Below are 14,341 nucleotides of genomic sequence, written 5' to 3' on the forward strand. Positions count from 1 at the left end.
TTCACCTTGCTAAAATACTCCGGGGGGGGGCGCGACAGCGCGGGGGGCAGCGCCCCCCTCCGCCCGCAACCACGGGCGCGACCCTACCCGGTCTTGCGCATCCCCAACACCCGGGCGCGCTTGCGCGGATCGGTGTCAAACAACCCTGCCAGCTGTTCGGTCATCGCCCCGGCCAGCTGTTCAACATCGGTGATCGTCACCGCGCGCTGATAATAGCGGGTCACGTCATGGCCGATGCCGATGGCGATCAGCTCCACCGCGCGTCTGCGCTCCACCATCGCGATCACGTCGCGCAGGTGTTTTTCCAGAAAGTTCGCCGGGTTGACCGACAGCGTGCTGTCATCCACCGGCGCGCCGTCGGAAATCACCATCAGGATCTTGCGCGCCTCGGGCCGCGAGGCCGCGCGGCGGTGCGCCCATTCCAGCGCCTCACCGTCGATGTTTTCCTTGAGCAAGCCCTCTTTCATCATCAGCCCCAGATTGGGCCGCGCCCGGCGCCAAGGGGCATCCGCGCCCTTGTAGATGATGTGGCGCAGATCATTCAGCCGCCCCGGTTGCTGCGGGCGGCCTTGCGCCAGCCACCGCTCGCGGCTTTGGCCGCCCTTCCAGGCGCGGGTGGTGAAGCCGAGGATTTCCACCTTGACCGAGCAGCGTTCCAGCGTGCGGGCCAGCACATCGGCGCAGATCGCCGCGATGCTGATTGGCCGCCCGCGCATCGAGCCGGAGTTGTCGAGCAAAAGCGTCACGCAGGTATCGCGGAACTCGGTGTCCTTTTCCTGCTTGAACGACAGCGGCGTGGTCGGGTTCGCCACCACGCGGGCCAGACGGCCCGCATCCAGCGTGCCCTCTTCCAGATCGAAATCCCAGGAGCGGTTTTGCTGCGCCTGCAAGCGGCGCTGCAACTTGTTGGCCAGACGGCTGACCGCGCCTTTCAACGGCTCCAGCTGCTGGTCAAGGTAGGCGCGCAGCCGTTCCAGTTCGGCGGGTTCGGCCAGATCTTCGGCGCGGATTTCTTCGTCAAAATCGGTGGTGTAGACGATATAGGCCGGGTCCGCCGCCGAATGCGGGGCAGGGGGCGGCGGCTCCAGCGGGGCCTCGCCTTCGGGCAGTTCGGCTTCCTCGCCCTGCTCCATATCGGCGCTGTCTTCCATCGAGACCTGCGCCTGGCTTTGATCCTGCTGCTCTTCCTGACTACGTTCGGGGCTGGCTTCGGACTCGTCCTGTTCGGACTGCTCGTCGCCCTCGCTTTCGGGGCTGTCCTCGTCTTCCTGCGCCTCGTCATCGGCCTGATCATCATCGGGCGCGTCGGGGTCGTCGCCCAGCTGATCGCCATAGCCGAGGTCGGAAATCACCTTGCGGGCCAGCCGGGCAAAGGCCGCCTGATCGGCGAGCACATGGTCGATGTTTTCCAGTGTGCCGCTGGCCTGTTCCTCGATAAAGCCGCGCCACAGGTTCATCACATTGGCGGCCCCCGGCGGCAGATCGCGCCCGGTGGCCAGATGCCGCACCAGATAGCCCGCCGCCACCGACAAGGGCGCATCCTGCGCGTTGGTGATCTGGGCATAGCCCTTGCGGTCGGCCTCATGCCCGATCTTGGCGTCGATGTTTCCGGCGGTGCCGGGCATTGCCCGCGCGCCCACCGCCTCGCATCGGGCGGTTTCCATTGCGTCGTAGATGTCGCGCGCCAGCTGGCCGGTGGGGGCATAGCGGTTTGACACCGCCTCGTCATGAAACTTGCGGCGCAGTGCAAAGGCATCGGCAGTGCCGCGCGCGAGCAGAACCTCATCGCGCGTCATCCGGCGGCTGACCTGCGGCAGACGCACGCCATCGCGGTTCATGCCGGGCGGGTCGACCGAATAGGTGACGGTCATCTCCGGATCATCGGCCATGACCTTGGTGGCCTCGGCCAGAGCCTTCTTGAACGGATCGGCTGGGTTGTCGGTGGGTTTGCTCATCTCACGCCCCGGTCAGGGCGGGGGTCACCCCGCCGATGTGGCACAGGCGGGGGAGACCCCGCCCTGCCGCGTTATTTCATCGCCATCGAGGCCGCCGACTCGGGAAGTTCCTCGGCAAAGCAGCGCTGGTAGAACTCGGCCACCGTCTGCCGCTCCAGCTCGTCGCATTTGTTGAGGAAGGTCAGCCGGAAGGCATAGCCCACGTTGCGGAAGATCTCGGCGTTCTGCGCCCAGTTCAGCACTGTGCGCGGGCTCATCACGGTGGACAGATCGCCGTTCATGAACGCGGTCCGCGTCAGGTCTGCCACGGTGACCATCTGGTTGATCACCTTGCGGCCTTTTTCGGTGTTGTAATGCGGGCTCTTGGCCAGAACGATGGCGGCTTCGGCATCATGGCTCAGATAGTTCAGCGTGGCCACAAGGCTCCAGCGGTCCATCTGCGCCTGGTTGATCTGCTGGGTGCCGTGATAGAGGCCGGTGGTATCGCCCAGACCCACGGTGTTTGCGGTGGCAAACAGCCGGAACGACGGGTGCGGGGTGATGATTTCGTTCTGGTCCAGCAGGGTCAGCTTGCCATCGGTTTCCAGCACGCGCTGGATCACGAACATCACATCGGCGCGGCCTGCGTCATATTCGTCAAACACGATTGCGACTGCATTGCGCAAAGCCCAGGGCAGAATCCCCTCGTGGAATTCGGTCACCTGCTTGCCGTCGCGCAGCTTGATCGCATCCTTGCCGATCAGGTCGATCCGGCTGATGTGGCTGTCCAGATTGACGCGCACGCAAGGCCAGTTCAGCCGGGCGGCCACCTGCTCGATATGGGTCGATTTGCCGGTGCCGTGATAGCCCTGGATCATCACCCGCCGGTTATAGGCAAAGCCCGCCAGAATGGCCAAGGTCGTATCAGGATCGAACTTGTAGGTCGGGTCAATCGCTGGCACGCGGTCGGTGGCTTCGGCAAAACCCTTGACCTTCATGTCGGTGTCGATGCCGAACACCTCACGCACGGAAATTTCTTCAGTCGGTTTCATCGCGTGATCCAGTATCCTGCTTTTCCTGTCTGGCCGTCCGGCCCGTTCCTGTGGAGTTGTGGAACATAACGCCGGGGGGTTCAAGGGGAAGGGCGGCATTCTGCGCCATTCCCGTCCACGTTCCCATTTGCGTGAGCCGGAAACCTTTGGCGCGCCAGATCCGTAGCAAAGGGGTAAGGTTCACGCAAACGGAGGCGATGATGAATAGACGTGCAGTCATTCTGGGGGGCGTGGCCCTGATGGGTCTTGGCCAGATTGCGGGCCGGTCGGCCTGGGCCGCCGAGGGGAATTTTGAGGTCCAGCTGACCGAGGCCGAATGGCGGGCCAGGCTGAGCGATCTGGCCTACCGCGTGCTGCGCGAAGAGGCGACCGAGCGCGCCTTTACCAGCCCGCTGGACACCGAAACCCGCGCGGGCACCTATCATTGCGCCGGTTGTGATCTGCCCGCGTTTTCGTCGCAGCACAAGTATGACAGCGGCACCGGCTGGCCCAGCTTCTGGCAACCACTGCCCGATGCGATCCGCACCAAGGCCGACCGCAGCCTGTTCGGCACCCGCACCGAAGTGCATTGCCGCCGCTGCGGCGGGCATTTCGGCCATGTGTTCAGCGATGGCCCGCAACCGACGGGCAAGCGCTATTGCATGAACGGGGTTTCACTGGCGTTCCGCGCCGCCTGACCCCCACGATTATTCTGCGAATAATCTGCAATACGAAAACAGCGGGCAGTGCCCGCTGTTTAAGATTTTTCGCAGAAAAATCGCTTTTTCGCAGAGAAATCGTTTTTCGCAGAAAAATCGTGCCGACACTCACTCGCGGAAATAGCGGCTGTCCTTGATCTGGTCCCAGGCCCAGACCACCTCTTGCAGCCGTTCTTCGTCCGAACGGTCGCCGCCGTTCATGTCGGGGTGCAGATCCTTGACCAGCGATTTGTATTGCTTGCGGATCTCGGTCTTGGTCCAGGTGTCGCGGGCATCCAGAATCTCGATCGCCTTGCGCTCGGTCGGCGGCAGTTTGCGGGTCGAGGTGCCGGCGGGCCGGCTGCCCGGGTTCTGCGTGGCTTTCTCACCCAAGAGCGACAGCGGGTCATCGACCCCCAGCCGGGCCCAGGCCCGGCCATCATCCTTGCGGCTGAACGGCTTGGTCTCGCGCTCCCACACCCGGTCCTTGTCGAGGAACTTCTGGAAATCATCATCCGATGTGCCCTGAAAGAAGTTCCATTTCAGGTTATATTCGCGGATGTGCTCCTTGCAGAACCAGAAAAACTCATCCAGCAGATCCGGACTTTTGGGCGCGCGGTAGGCCCCGGTTTCGGTGCAGCCGGGAAAGTCGCACGGCTTGTTCGAGGTGTCGAAGGCCCCGGACATCCCCCGGCGTGTGGTTTTCTTGCGCTTCTTGTCCGCCGAGACGCGGATGTCGAATTCAAACGGGGGTTTCGTGACCATGGTCTGCCTTTCCTGCGGCCCGTTGTCTTTCCGACTCGGGCGGCACAGTTTAGGGGTTTGAGCGGCAGATTGAAGAGGGAGAAGTCAAAAATGACCGTGAAGGACGAAATGCAACAGCGGCTGATGGCCGCCTTTGCGCCGCAACAGATTGAGATCGTGAACGAAAGCCACAAACACGCCGGGCATTCCGGCGACGACGGATCGGGCGAAAGTCATTTCCGCATCGTGCTGCGGTCTGAGGTTCTGGCCCGGATGAGCCGGGTGGCCCGGCACCGCGCTGTTCATGCCGCCTTGGGCGACCTGAACAAGCGGGTTCATGCCATAGCACTGGATCTGGGCTGAGGCGCTCTGCGCCTCAGCTTTCCGCGACCAGCCCTGCCGCTTCGATCCCGGCAGTTGCCGCTACAGCGTCATTGTCAGAAGAGTCGCCGGTGACACCGACCGCGCCAAGGATAGTGCCCTTGGCATCGCGCACCAGAACCCCACCCTTGACCGGCACGAAATCGCCGCCATAAAGGCCGTTCATCGCCTGCACGAAATAGGCTTGGGCATCGGCGCGAGCCTGAATCGTGCTGCCGGGCAGGCCCAGCATGATGCAGCCATTCGCCTTGCCGTGCGCGATGGCAAAGCGGCCCGGAGAGGCGCCGTCTTCGCGTTCAAACGCGATCGTGTGCGCCCCTGCATCCAGCACCACCACCGACAGCGGTTTCATCCCCGCCTCGCGGCCCTTGGCCAGAGCGGATTTGATGATCGTGCGGGCGTGTTCGATGTTGATGGTCATGCTGCCTCTGCCTTCTTTTCCAGCCGCCGCGCGTGCAGGACGGGTTCGGTGTAGCCCGAGGGCTGCACGCGCCCTTTGAGAACCAGATCGCAGGCGGCGCGGAACGCCACCCCGTCATAGCCCGGTGCCATCGGCTGATAGAGCGGATCCTCCGCGTTCTGCCGGTCCACCACTTCTGCCATCTTGCGCAGCGCAGCCATCACCTGATCCTCGGTGATCACCCCGTGGTGCAGCCAGTTGGCCAGCGCCTGCGACGAGATGCGGCAGGTGGCCCGGTCTTCCATCAGCCCGACATCATGGATGTCAGGCACCTTGGAGCAGCCCACGCCCTGATCAATCCAGCGCACCACATAGCCCAGAATCCCTTGGGCGTTGTTTTCCACCTCTTGCCGGATATCGTCTTCCGACCAGTTGGCCCCCTGCGCCAGCGGAATGGTCAGCAGCGCGTCCAGCGTGCCACGCGGGCCGCCGCGGGCAAGCTCGGCCTGCCGGGCCAGCACATCGACGCGGTGGTAATGCGTGGCATGCAAAGTGGCGGCGGTGGGTGAGGGCACCCAGGCGCAATTCGCCCCGGCCTGCGGATGGCCGATTTTCTGCGCCAGCATATCGCCCATCAGATCAGGGGCAGCCCACATGCCCTTGCCGATCTGCGCCCGGCCCTGAAGGCCGCAGGCGAGGCCGATATCGACATTGCGGTCCTCATAGGCCTTGATCCAGCTTGACGCTTTCATGTCGCCCTTGCGGACCATTGGTCCTGCTTCCATGCTGGTATGAATCTCATCGCCGGTCCGGTCGAGGAAACCGGTGTTGATGAACGCCACCCGTTCCTTTGCCGCCCGGATGCATTCCTTGAGGTTGGCGCTGGTGCGGCGCTCTTCATCCATGATGCCCAGTTTGACGGTAAAGCGGGGCAGGCCCAGCACCGTCTCCACCCGGTCAAAGATCTCGCAGGCAAAGGCCACTTCTTCGGGGCCGTGCATCTTTGGCTTGACCACATAGACCGAGCCCATGGTCGAGTTGCGGGTGCCTTCGGTCTTGTTCAGATCGTGCATCGCGCAGAGCGTGGTCAGGAACGCATCCAAGATGCCTTCGCCGATTTCGCGGTCGTCTTCGGTCAGGATCGCGGGGTTGGTCATCAGGTGGCCGACATTGCGCACCAACAAGAGCGCGCGCGATTTCAGCGTCAAAGCGCTGCCATCCGGCGCGGTCAGGGTCAGATCCGGGGTCAGACGGCGCACCGACTCTTTGCCGCCCTTGACGATCACCTCCGACAGATCGCCCTTCATCAGGCCCAGCCAGTTGCCATAGGCCAGAACCTTGTCGGCCGCATCGACGGCGGCAACCGAGTCTTCGCAATCCATGATCGCCGACATCGCCGATTCCAGCCGGATGTCAGAAACATGCGCCAGATCATCGCGCCCGGTCGGGGTGGAGGCGTCGATCTGCACAGCGATGTGCAAACCGTTGTTTTTCAGCATGATCGTCGTGGGCGCGGTCGCATCGCCGGTGTAGCCGGCAAACCGCGACGGATCGGCAAGGCCGACGGCATCTGCTGCCCCGGTCACCCAAAGCTGGTCCCCCTCAACGCGAAACCCCCGGGCTTCGGACCAGGAGCCTGCGGTCAGCGGCACCGCCTCATCCAGAAAGCTGCGGCCCCAGGCGACAACGCGCGCGCCGCGCGCCGCGTCATAGCCTTTGCCGGTCGGCAGATCGCCCAGAGCATCGGTGCCATAAAGCGCGTCATACAGGCTGCCCCAGCGCGCATTGGCGGCGTTCAGCGCGTAGCGCGCGTTCATCACCGGAACCACCAGCTGCGGGCCGGGAACCAGCGTGATTTCGGGGTCGGTCTGCGTGGTTTCAATCGAAAAATCCGGGCCCTCGGGCACCAGATAGCCGATCTCGGTCAGAAAGGCGCGGTAGCTGGCGGCGTCAAACGCCTGCCCGCGACGGGCCTTGTGCCAGCCGTCAATCTGGCTCTGCAACGCCTCGCGCCGGGCCAGCAGCGCGCGGTTCTTTGGCATCAGATCGGCGATGGCGGCAGCAAAGCCATCCCAGAAGCTGTGGGAGTCGATCCCGGTGCCGGGCAGCGCGTGTCGTTCGACGAAATCAACAAGGCGGGCGTCAACCTTCAGCCCGGTGATGGCGATACGGTCGGTCATGGGGTGTCCTTGTCTTTGGGTTCAGTGCCCGTTCCGGTGCGCGGTGGGATACCATGGTATGCGATGCGGGCAGAGATACTGAAAAACGCTGGCAGAGGCAACAAAAGCGGTCATGTTATTTTACCAAAAATCCGATCACAGCTTTTGCGTTTGGCAGAGAGTGAGACGTTTAGCCATCAGGCTAAGTTTTAATTTGCGGCGGGGCCGGGATGTGATACTAAGCCATATGGCTCAGCATAACGCAAACCTGTCGCGCATCTTTCACGCGCTTGGCGACCCGACCCGCCGGGCGCTGTTGCAACGGCTGGGGCAGGGGGCGTTACCGGTGTCGGTGCTTGCCGCGCCCACCGGTTTTGCGCTGCCCACGGTCTTGCGTCATCTGGAGGTGCTGGAGCAGGCGGGCCTGATCCAGACCGAAAAGCAGGGCCGCACCCGGCTCTGCCGCGCGGTTCCGGTCACGCTGAGTGTCGCGACCGACTGGCTGGCGACCGTCCGCGCCGAGTGGGAGGCGCGGACCGACCGTCTGGAAGAGTTTCTTGCAACGCTGGAGGATGATGATGATCCTGAACCCCGAGACTGATCTTGAACTGGTGCGCCACCTGACCGCCCCGCCCGCCAAAGTCTGGCGCTGCTGGACCGAACCCGCGCTGCTGGAACAATGGTTTGCGCCGAAACCTGTGGTCACGCGCGATGTCAAAATCGACCTGCGCCCCGGCGGCATCTTTGCGACCACGATGGATATTCCCGGCATGGACAGCCAGACCGGCGCGGGCTGCATTCTGGAGGTTGTGCCAGAGCGGCGGCTGGTCTGGACTGACCTTCTTGGCCCGGGTTATCATCCGGCTGCGGACAGCTTTGGCATGACCGCCTTTATCCTGCTGGAGCCCGAAGGCACCGGCACTCTCTACCGCGCCATCGCCCTGCACCGCACCCCCGATCAGCGGAAATCGCATGAGGATATGGGGTTTCACGACGGCTGGGGCACGGCGGCGACGCAGCTTGATGCTGTGGCGGCGGCACTATGAGCGGGCGCAGTCTCACCCTGACGCGGCTGATCGCAGCGCCGGTGCCAAAGGTCTGGCGCTGCTGGACCGATCCGGCGTTGTTGCCGCAATGGTTCGGACCCGAGGGGTTCACCTGTCGCACCCATGACATCGACCTGCGGACGGGTGGCCAGTGGCTGTTCGACATGACCGGGCCGGATGGCAAGGTCTGGCCCAACCGCCACCGCTACACAAGGATGGAAGCACCGCACCGGCTGGAGTTTCTGTTGGACGCAGGCGCGGACGATGAGGCGGCGAATGAGGTGGTGATGACCCTGACCGCCGAGGGCGATGCCACCCGCATCCGCTATGAGATGACCTTTCCCAGTCTGGCTGCGCGGGCGATGGCGGTGGGGTTCGGGGCGGTGGAGCTGGGGCATCAGACTTTGACCAAGCTGGCAGCAATGGCGCAGGGCGATTAACCCGGTTTGCGCCTTGCTTCGCCCCGGCAGCGATCAGAGCAGAAGCGCACCTCATCCCAGACCTTTTCCCACTTCTTGCGCCAGGCAAAGGGCCTGCCGCAGGTGGCGCAGATCTTGGCCGGCAGATCGCCCTTTTTTACCATCTTTGCCATGGCTTACAGCCCAAGGCTCAACTGTGCCGATGACACCGGAATGCGCCTGCGCGGCGCGCGGTCGTTGACGAAACGCGGATCGGCGCGGCTGGCGTGGCGTTCGATGATCTCGACAATCTCGGCGCGCGGCGCGGTCTCGCGCAGGCCAAAGACCGCATCGCGCGCCGCCCGCTGGGCGGCCATCACATCGACCACCGGCTCGGGGTAGCGCCGCCCCAGCAGCCCGCGCGCGCCCTCCCACCGCCACGGGCTTTGCAGAAACACATCCGGCACTTCGGCCAGTTCCGGCAGCCAGCGGCGGGTGAATGCGCCGGTCGGATCCTGATCAAGCCCCTGTTTCACCGGGTTGTAGATGCGCGGCGTGTTGATGCCCGTCGTGCCCGACTGCATCTGCACCTGTGGCCAGTGTATCCCCGGCTCGTAATCGGTGAACCGCCGCGCCAGCACCGGCCCGGTCGCCCGCCAGTCGAGCCACAGGTGATAGGAGGCCACCGAGGTCACCATCGCCCGCATGCGGAAATTCAGCCAGCCGGTTGCCGCCAGATAGCGCATGCAGGCATCGACAAAGGGCAAGCCGGTTTCCCCCGCGCTCCATGCCGCCAGCCGGCTGGCGTCGGGATCGCGCGGGCGCAGGTGTTCGGCGGCGCGGTGCAGGCAGCGCACCTCGATCTGCGGCTCATCCTCCAGCTTTTGCATGAAATGATCGCGCCAGGCCAGACGGCTTTGAAAGCTGGTCAGCGACCTCGGCCAGCGCCCGCCCGGGCGCTCGGCCAGCCGGACCGTGGTTGCCTGCGCCACCTCGCGCCCCGACAGCGCCCCCAGCGCCAGATAGGGCGACAGCCGCGAACAGGCGCGCTCGCCGGTCAGGGGCGAGGACATGGCAGAACGATACGGCTCCCCGCGCTTGGTCAGAAAGGAGTCGAGCGCCAGCAGCCCATGCTGCCGCCCGCCCGCCTGCCGGTGGGCGCAGCGATCTTCGTCAAGCCGCAGGGCGCGCGCAGTGGGGATCACCCCCGGCTCTACCCCGGAAACCGGGGTCAGCCCTGTGGGCGCGGGCAGTTGCGGCTGCGCGGTGAAGCTGTCGCGCTTGCGCGCCCAGCCATCCCGCCCCTTCAGCCGCCGCACCACGCCCGATTGCGGCAGCTCGGTCCATTCCACCCCCGCCGCTTTGGCCCAGGCGGCAACGCGTTTGTCGCGGGCAAAGGTCCACAGATTGCCGGTCTCTTCATGGCTGACGATATGGCTGATCTTGTGCTGACGGCGCAGCCGCTCCATCACCTCGACCGCGTCGCCGACCCGAAGGGTCAACCGCGCCCCCGTCGCCATCATATCCTGCCGCAGATCGGTCAGGCATTCAGCGGTAAATTCCCATTGCCGGGCCGAGGTATCGGGCAGCGCCCAATACTCCGGCTCCACAATATACAGCGGCAGAACCGGCCCGAGGCTTGCCGCCAGCGTCAGGGCCGGGTGGTCATGGACCCGCAGATCGCGCTTGAACCAGATGAGAACATTCATGGAACATATCAGATAGCGGCTGGGGCAGATTCGTAAAGACCTGATCCGCCGCGCGCAGGTTTTTTCCCCCGGTCCAATGCCTTCGGGCTTGCGCGTGGCGGCACAGCGCATAGCTTGGGCGGGCAGGAGAACCAGACCCATGACCGACGCCCGTGCCATTCACCTTGCCGATTACCGGCCGTTTTCGCACCTTGTGGATCAGGTCGCGCTGAGCTTTCAGCTGTCCCCGCAAGCCACAAAGGTGCAGGCGCGGCTGGAGATGCGGCCAAACCCGGCGCGGGGCAGCGGGCATGACCTGCGGCTGGATGGCGAGGGGCTGCGCCTTGTGTCGCTGTCGCTTGACGGGCGGGCGCTGCCGGTGCAGCCCGATGACACCGGGCTGACCATCCCGGCGGCAGGCCTGCCCGACGCGCCGTTCGTGCTGGAAACCGAGGTCGAGATCGCGCCCGAAGGCAATACCGCGCTTGAGGGGCTCTATATGTCGCGCGGCATGTACTGTACCCAATGCGAGGCCGAAGGCTTTCGCAAGATCACCTTTTACCCCGACCGCCCCGATGTGATGGCGCGGTTCCGGGTGCAGGTGGCGGGCGATCTGCCGGTGCTGTTGTCCAACGGCAATCTGGTGGCCGAGGGGCCGGGCTGGGCCGAATGGGATGATCCCTGGCCCAAACCCGCCTATCTCTTCGCCCTGGTCGCGGGCGATCTGCGCGCCCATTCCGCCCGGTTCGTCACGATGTCGGGCCGCGATGTCGCACTCAACATCTGGGTGCGGCCGGGGGATGAGGGGCGCTGCGCCTATGCGATGGACAGCCTGATCCGCTCGATGCGCTGGGATGAACAGGTCTACGGGCGCGAATATGATCTGGATGTGTTCAACATCGTCGCGGTCGATGATTTCAATATGGGCGCGATGGAGAACAAGGGGCTGAACATCTTCAACTCCAAATTCGTGCTGGCCAGCCCCGAGACCGCCACCGACGATGATTTCGCCCGGATCGAGGCGATCATCGCGCATGAGTATTTCCACAACTGGACCGGCAACCGCATCACCTGCCGCGACTGGTTTCAGCTGTGCCTGAAAGAGGGGCTGACCGTCTACCGCGACCAGCAATTTTCCGGTGACATGCGGTCGCATGCTGTGAAACGGATCGAGGATGTCCTGATGCTCCGCGCCCGCCAGTTCCGTGAGGATCAGGGGCCCCTCGCGCATGCGGTGCGCCCCGAGTCCTATGTCGAGATCAACAATTTCTACACCGCCACGATCTATGAAAAGGGTGCCGAGGTGATCGGCATGTTGAAACGTCTGGTCGGCGATGACGGCTACGCCCGCGCGCTCGATCTGTATTTCGACCGCCACGACGGGCAGGCGGCGACGATCGAAGATTGGCTGGCGGTGTTTCAGGATGCCACCGGCCGCGATCTGACCCAGTTCAAACGCTGGTATTCCGAAGCGGGCACGCCCCGGCTGAAGGTGACAGATGACTTTAACAACGGCACCTACACGCTTCATTTCGAACAGGAAAACCAAAGCACCCCCGGTCAGCCGGTCAAGGGCGTAAAGGTGTTGCCAATTGCGGTGGGGCTTTTGAACCCCAATGGCGACGAGGTGGTGCCGACCACCGTGCTGGAGATGACGCAAGCCCGGCAATCCTTTCGCTTTGACGGGCTGGCGGCGCGGCCCGTGCCCTCGATCCTGCGCGGCTTTTCCGCGCCAGTGCTGCTGGAGCGTAGGGTGAGTGCCGAGGAGCGGGCATTCCTGCTGGCGCATGACACCGACCCGTTCAACAAATGGGAGGCGGGGCGGGCACTGGCCAAGGATCTGCTGGCGCGGATGGTGACCGAAGGCGCTGCACCGGGGCCGGACTGGCTGGATGCATTGGCGCGGGTGGCGCAGGATGACAGCCTTGACCCGGCGTTTCGCGCGCTGTGCCTGCGGCTGCCGTCGGATGACGACATGGCGCAAACGCTGCACGCCTCGGGCCATGTGCCTGATCCGGCGGGCATTTATGCGGCCCGCAGGCGAATGGGGGATGCACTGGCGCAGCGGCTGGCCGGGGTGTTGCCGGGGCTGATGGCGGAGCTTGCGGAACCGGGGCCGTTTACGCCCGACGCCCGCGCAGCGGGCCGCCGCGCGTTGCGACTGGCCGCGCTGTCGCTGCTGTCGCGTGTCGATGGCGGCACCGCCGCGCGGGCCGCCTTTGCGACGGCCGACAACATGACCGAAGAGGTCGGCGCACTGTCCTGCCTGCTCGACATTGGCGCGGGGCAGGAGGAGCTGGCGCGGTTTGAATCCCGCTGGCGGGCCGACCGCAATGTGATGGACAAGTGGTTTGCGCTGCAGATCGGCTTTGCCAGCCCGGAACGGGCGGCAGAGGTGACGCGCGCCCTGACCGATCACCCGGATTTCGACTGGAAGAACCCCAACCGCTTCCGCTCGGTGATCGGGGCGCTGTCGGGCCATCACGCCGGGTTTCACCACAGCAGTGGTGCTGGCTATGCGCTGGTGGCGGACTGGCTGTTGCGGCTCGACCCGCTGAACCCGCAGACGGCAGCGCGGATGTCGACTGCGTTCGAAACCTGGCCACGCTATGATGCCGACCGGCAGGGCATGCTGCGCGATGTGCTGCGCCGGATGCTGGCGACCAAAGGCCTGAGCCGGGATCTGTCCGAGATGGCAGGGCGCATGCTGGGCGACTAGGCGCGCGCGTGGCGGGCCGGGCCCGAATTTTCGCCGAAAATTCGGCGGCGGCCGGGGGAATGATCCGTCAGCCGAGCTTGCGGAACAGCCCGGTCAGCCGCTTGGTCTCGGCCTCGATCCCGTAGGGCGGGTTGATCATCACCATGCCAGAGCCTTCCATCCGGTGCCCGTCGCGCACCGGGGGGAAGCGCACCTCATGCACCAGCGCCTCGGGCGCAATGGCGCGCAGTTCGGCCAGCATCGGCTTGTGATAGCCTTCGCGCAGGATCGGATACCACAGGTAGAGGATGCCGACATTCCACTTGCGGTGCAGCTGGCCGACCACGCGCGGAATCGTCTCGTAATCGGTCTTCACCTCATAAGACGGGTCGATCAGCGCCATGCCGCGCCGGGGCGTCGGCGGGCAGATCGACAGCGCCTTGGCCAGACCATCCTCGTGATAGACCTTGGCCCCGAACGGCGCAGAGGCATAGTCCAGCGCCGCATGTTCCTGCGGATGCAACTCGCACAGATGGATGCTGTCGGTTTCGCGCAGCAGATGCCCGGCGATCAGCGGGCTGCCGGGATAGGCGGCTGGCCCCCGCTCGTCACGCGTGGCGGCCAGAGCGCGGCTATAGGGGTGGGTCGCGGGAAACCAGCCCTCGGCAATGGCGATGCCCTTGGCCGCCTCGCCGGTCTTCACCGCTTCGGGGGCGGTCAGATCATACAGCCCGCGCCCGGCGTGGGTTTCCACATAGGTCAGCGGTTTGTCCTTGCGGGTCAGGTAATCGAGCGTGGTGGCCAAAAGCGCGTGCTTGTGGACATCGGCAAGATTTCCGGCGTGATACAGGTGTTGATATGACAGCATGCGCCTGCCCTAGCAGGTAGGGCGCAGCGCTGCAAGACGGGGTAGGGCGGGGGTCTCCCCGCCTTTGGCGTCGCAAGGCGGGGAGACCCCCGCCCTACTCCTCGCGTTTATGGCCCGCCAGATCACGGGCGGCTTTTTCTGCCTCGGCCTTTTGCCGGTCGCGCTCCGTTCGGGTCACGCCAAACTTCACCGCGTTCTCATCCGCCTTGGCGCGGGCCGCCGTGCGGGCGGCCTGCTTTTTCACGCGGGCAAGGTTGACGATCTCGGCCATTCGTTTCACGCTCCCTGCCCGCAGC

At 64.7% G+C, this 14,341-nt stretch carries 15 protein-coding genes; 6 read left to right on the forward strand and 9 right to left on the reverse strand.

What is annotated here, in order from left to right:
• Positions 1-83 precede the first annotated feature (83 nt).
• Together cobT and cobS are read right to left on the reverse strand one after the other, a co-directional pair.
• Entirely contained in the window at positions 84-1,955 is a 1,872-nt protein-coding gene (gene cobT, locus J2X53_RS04150; protein ID WP_349036185.1) for a cobaltochelatase subunit CobT, read from the reverse strand.
• Between the two features lie 71 nt (positions 1,956-2,026).
• A complete protein-coding gene (gene cobS, locus J2X53_RS04155) occupies positions 2,027-2,986 on the reverse strand; it encodes a cobaltochelatase subunit CobS (protein ID WP_349036186.1) in 960 nt (319 codons plus the stop codon).
• 200 nt (positions 2,987-3,186) lie between these two features.
• Between cobS and msrB the strand changes: the two genes are divergently transcribed.
• A complete protein-coding gene (gene msrB / locus J2X53_RS04160) occupies positions 3,187-3,663 on the forward strand; it encodes a peptide-methionine (R)-S-oxide reductase MsrB (RefSeq protein ID WP_349036187.1) in 477 nt (158 codons plus the stop codon).
• 129 nt (positions 3,664-3,792) lie between these two features.
• On the opposite strand, the gene J2X53_RS04165 is transcribed toward msrB, so the two are convergent.
• Positions 3,793-4,428 carry a J domain-containing protein gene (locus J2X53_RS04165; RefSeq protein ID WP_349036188.1) on the reverse strand — a complete coding sequence of 212 codons (636 nt, stop codon included), beginning with the start codon at positions 4,426-4,428 and terminating at the stop codon, positions 3,793-3,795.
• A 90-nt stretch (positions 4,429-4,518) separates the two neighbouring features.
• Between J2X53_RS04165 and J2X53_RS04170 the strand changes: the two genes are divergently transcribed.
• The gene (locus J2X53_RS04170; protein WP_349036189.1) at positions 4,519-4,770 is read left to right on the forward strand and encodes a BolA family protein; all 252 of its coding nucleotides are present in this window, start codon (positions 4,519-4,521) and stop codon (positions 4,768-4,770) included.
• Between the two features lie 13 nt (positions 4,771-4,783).
• Here the strand turns inward: J2X53_RS04170 and J2X53_RS04175 are convergent, their stop codons facing one another.
• Together J2X53_RS04175 and J2X53_RS04180 are read right to left on the reverse strand one after the other, a co-directional pair.
• Entirely contained in the window at positions 4,784-5,209 is a 426-nt protein-coding gene (locus tag J2X53_RS04175; RefSeq protein WP_349036190.1) for a heme-binding protein, read from the reverse strand.
• Entirely contained in the window at positions 5,206-7,368 is a 2,163-nt protein-coding gene (locus J2X53_RS04180) for a malate synthase G (RefSeq protein ID WP_349036191.1), read from the reverse strand. The genes J2X53_RS04175 and J2X53_RS04180 overlap by 4 nt, the downstream gene beginning before the upstream one ends.
• Positions 7,369-7,594: 226 nt before the next feature.
• On the opposite strand from J2X53_RS04180, the gene J2X53_RS04185 reads away from it, so the two are divergent.
• From J2X53_RS04185 to J2X53_RS04195, 3 genes are read left to right on the forward strand one after another with little or no spacing between them, the layout of a single operon-like run.
• A complete protein-coding gene (locus J2X53_RS04185) occupies positions 7,595-7,948 on the forward strand; it encodes a metalloregulator ArsR/SmtB family transcription factor (RefSeq protein WP_349036192.1) in 354 nt (117 codons plus the stop codon).
• On the forward strand, positions 7,920-8,393 hold the full coding sequence (locus J2X53_RS04190; protein WP_349036193.1) for an SRPBCC family protein: 474 nt from the start codon (positions 7,920-7,922) through the stop codon (positions 8,391-8,393). Before J2X53_RS04185 ends, J2X53_RS04190 begins: the two co-directional genes overlap by 29 nt.
• A complete protein-coding gene (locus tag J2X53_RS04195; RefSeq protein WP_349036194.1) occupies positions 8,390-8,833 on the forward strand; it encodes an SRPBCC domain-containing protein in 444 nt (147 codons plus the stop codon). The genes J2X53_RS04190 and J2X53_RS04195 overlap by 4 nt, the downstream gene beginning before the upstream one ends.
• On the opposite strand, the gene J2X53_RS04200 is transcribed toward J2X53_RS04195, so the two are convergent.
• Together J2X53_RS04200 and J2X53_RS04205 are read right to left on the reverse strand one after the other, a co-directional pair.
• A complete protein-coding gene (locus J2X53_RS04200; protein WP_349036195.1) occupies positions 8,830-8,985 on the reverse strand; it encodes a DUF2256 domain-containing protein in 156 nt (51 codons plus the stop codon). The genes J2X53_RS04195 and J2X53_RS04200 overlap by 4 nt on opposite strands.
• A gap of 3 nt (positions 8,986-8,988) precedes the next feature.
• Positions 8,989-10,500, reverse strand: coding sequence for an FAD-binding domain-containing protein (locus J2X53_RS04205; protein WP_349036196.1), 1,512 nt, complete (start codon positions 10,498-10,500; stop codon positions 8,989-8,991).
• A gap of 139 nt (positions 10,501-10,639) precedes the next feature.
• On the opposite strand from J2X53_RS04205, the gene pepN reads away from it, so the two are divergent.
• On the forward strand, positions 10,640-13,198 hold the full coding sequence (gene pepN, locus J2X53_RS04210) for an aminopeptidase N (protein ID WP_349036197.1): 2,559 nt from the start codon (positions 10,640-10,642) through the stop codon (positions 13,196-13,198).
• Between the two features lie 67 nt (positions 13,199-13,265).
• Here pepN and rlmJ read toward each other — a convergent pair whose 3' ends face one another.
• Entirely contained in the window at positions 13,266-14,045 is a 780-nt protein-coding gene (gene rlmJ, locus J2X53_RS04215; protein WP_349036198.1) for a 23S rRNA (adenine(2030)-N(6))-methyltransferase RlmJ, read from the reverse strand.
• Between the two features lie 94 nt (positions 14,046-14,139).
• Complete coding sequence (locus J2X53_RS04220; RefSeq protein ID WP_349036199.1) at positions 14,140-14,316, reverse strand: DUF4169 family protein; 177 nt, start codon at positions 14,314-14,316, stop codon at positions 14,140-14,142.
• Between the last annotated feature and the right edge of the window lie 25 nt (positions 14,317-14,341).

The sequence above is a fragment of the Pseudotabrizicola sp. 4114 genome, assembly GCF_031457365.1.
GTDB lineage: Bacteria > Pseudomonadota > Alphaproteobacteria > Rhodobacterales > Rhodobacteraceae > Pseudotabrizicola.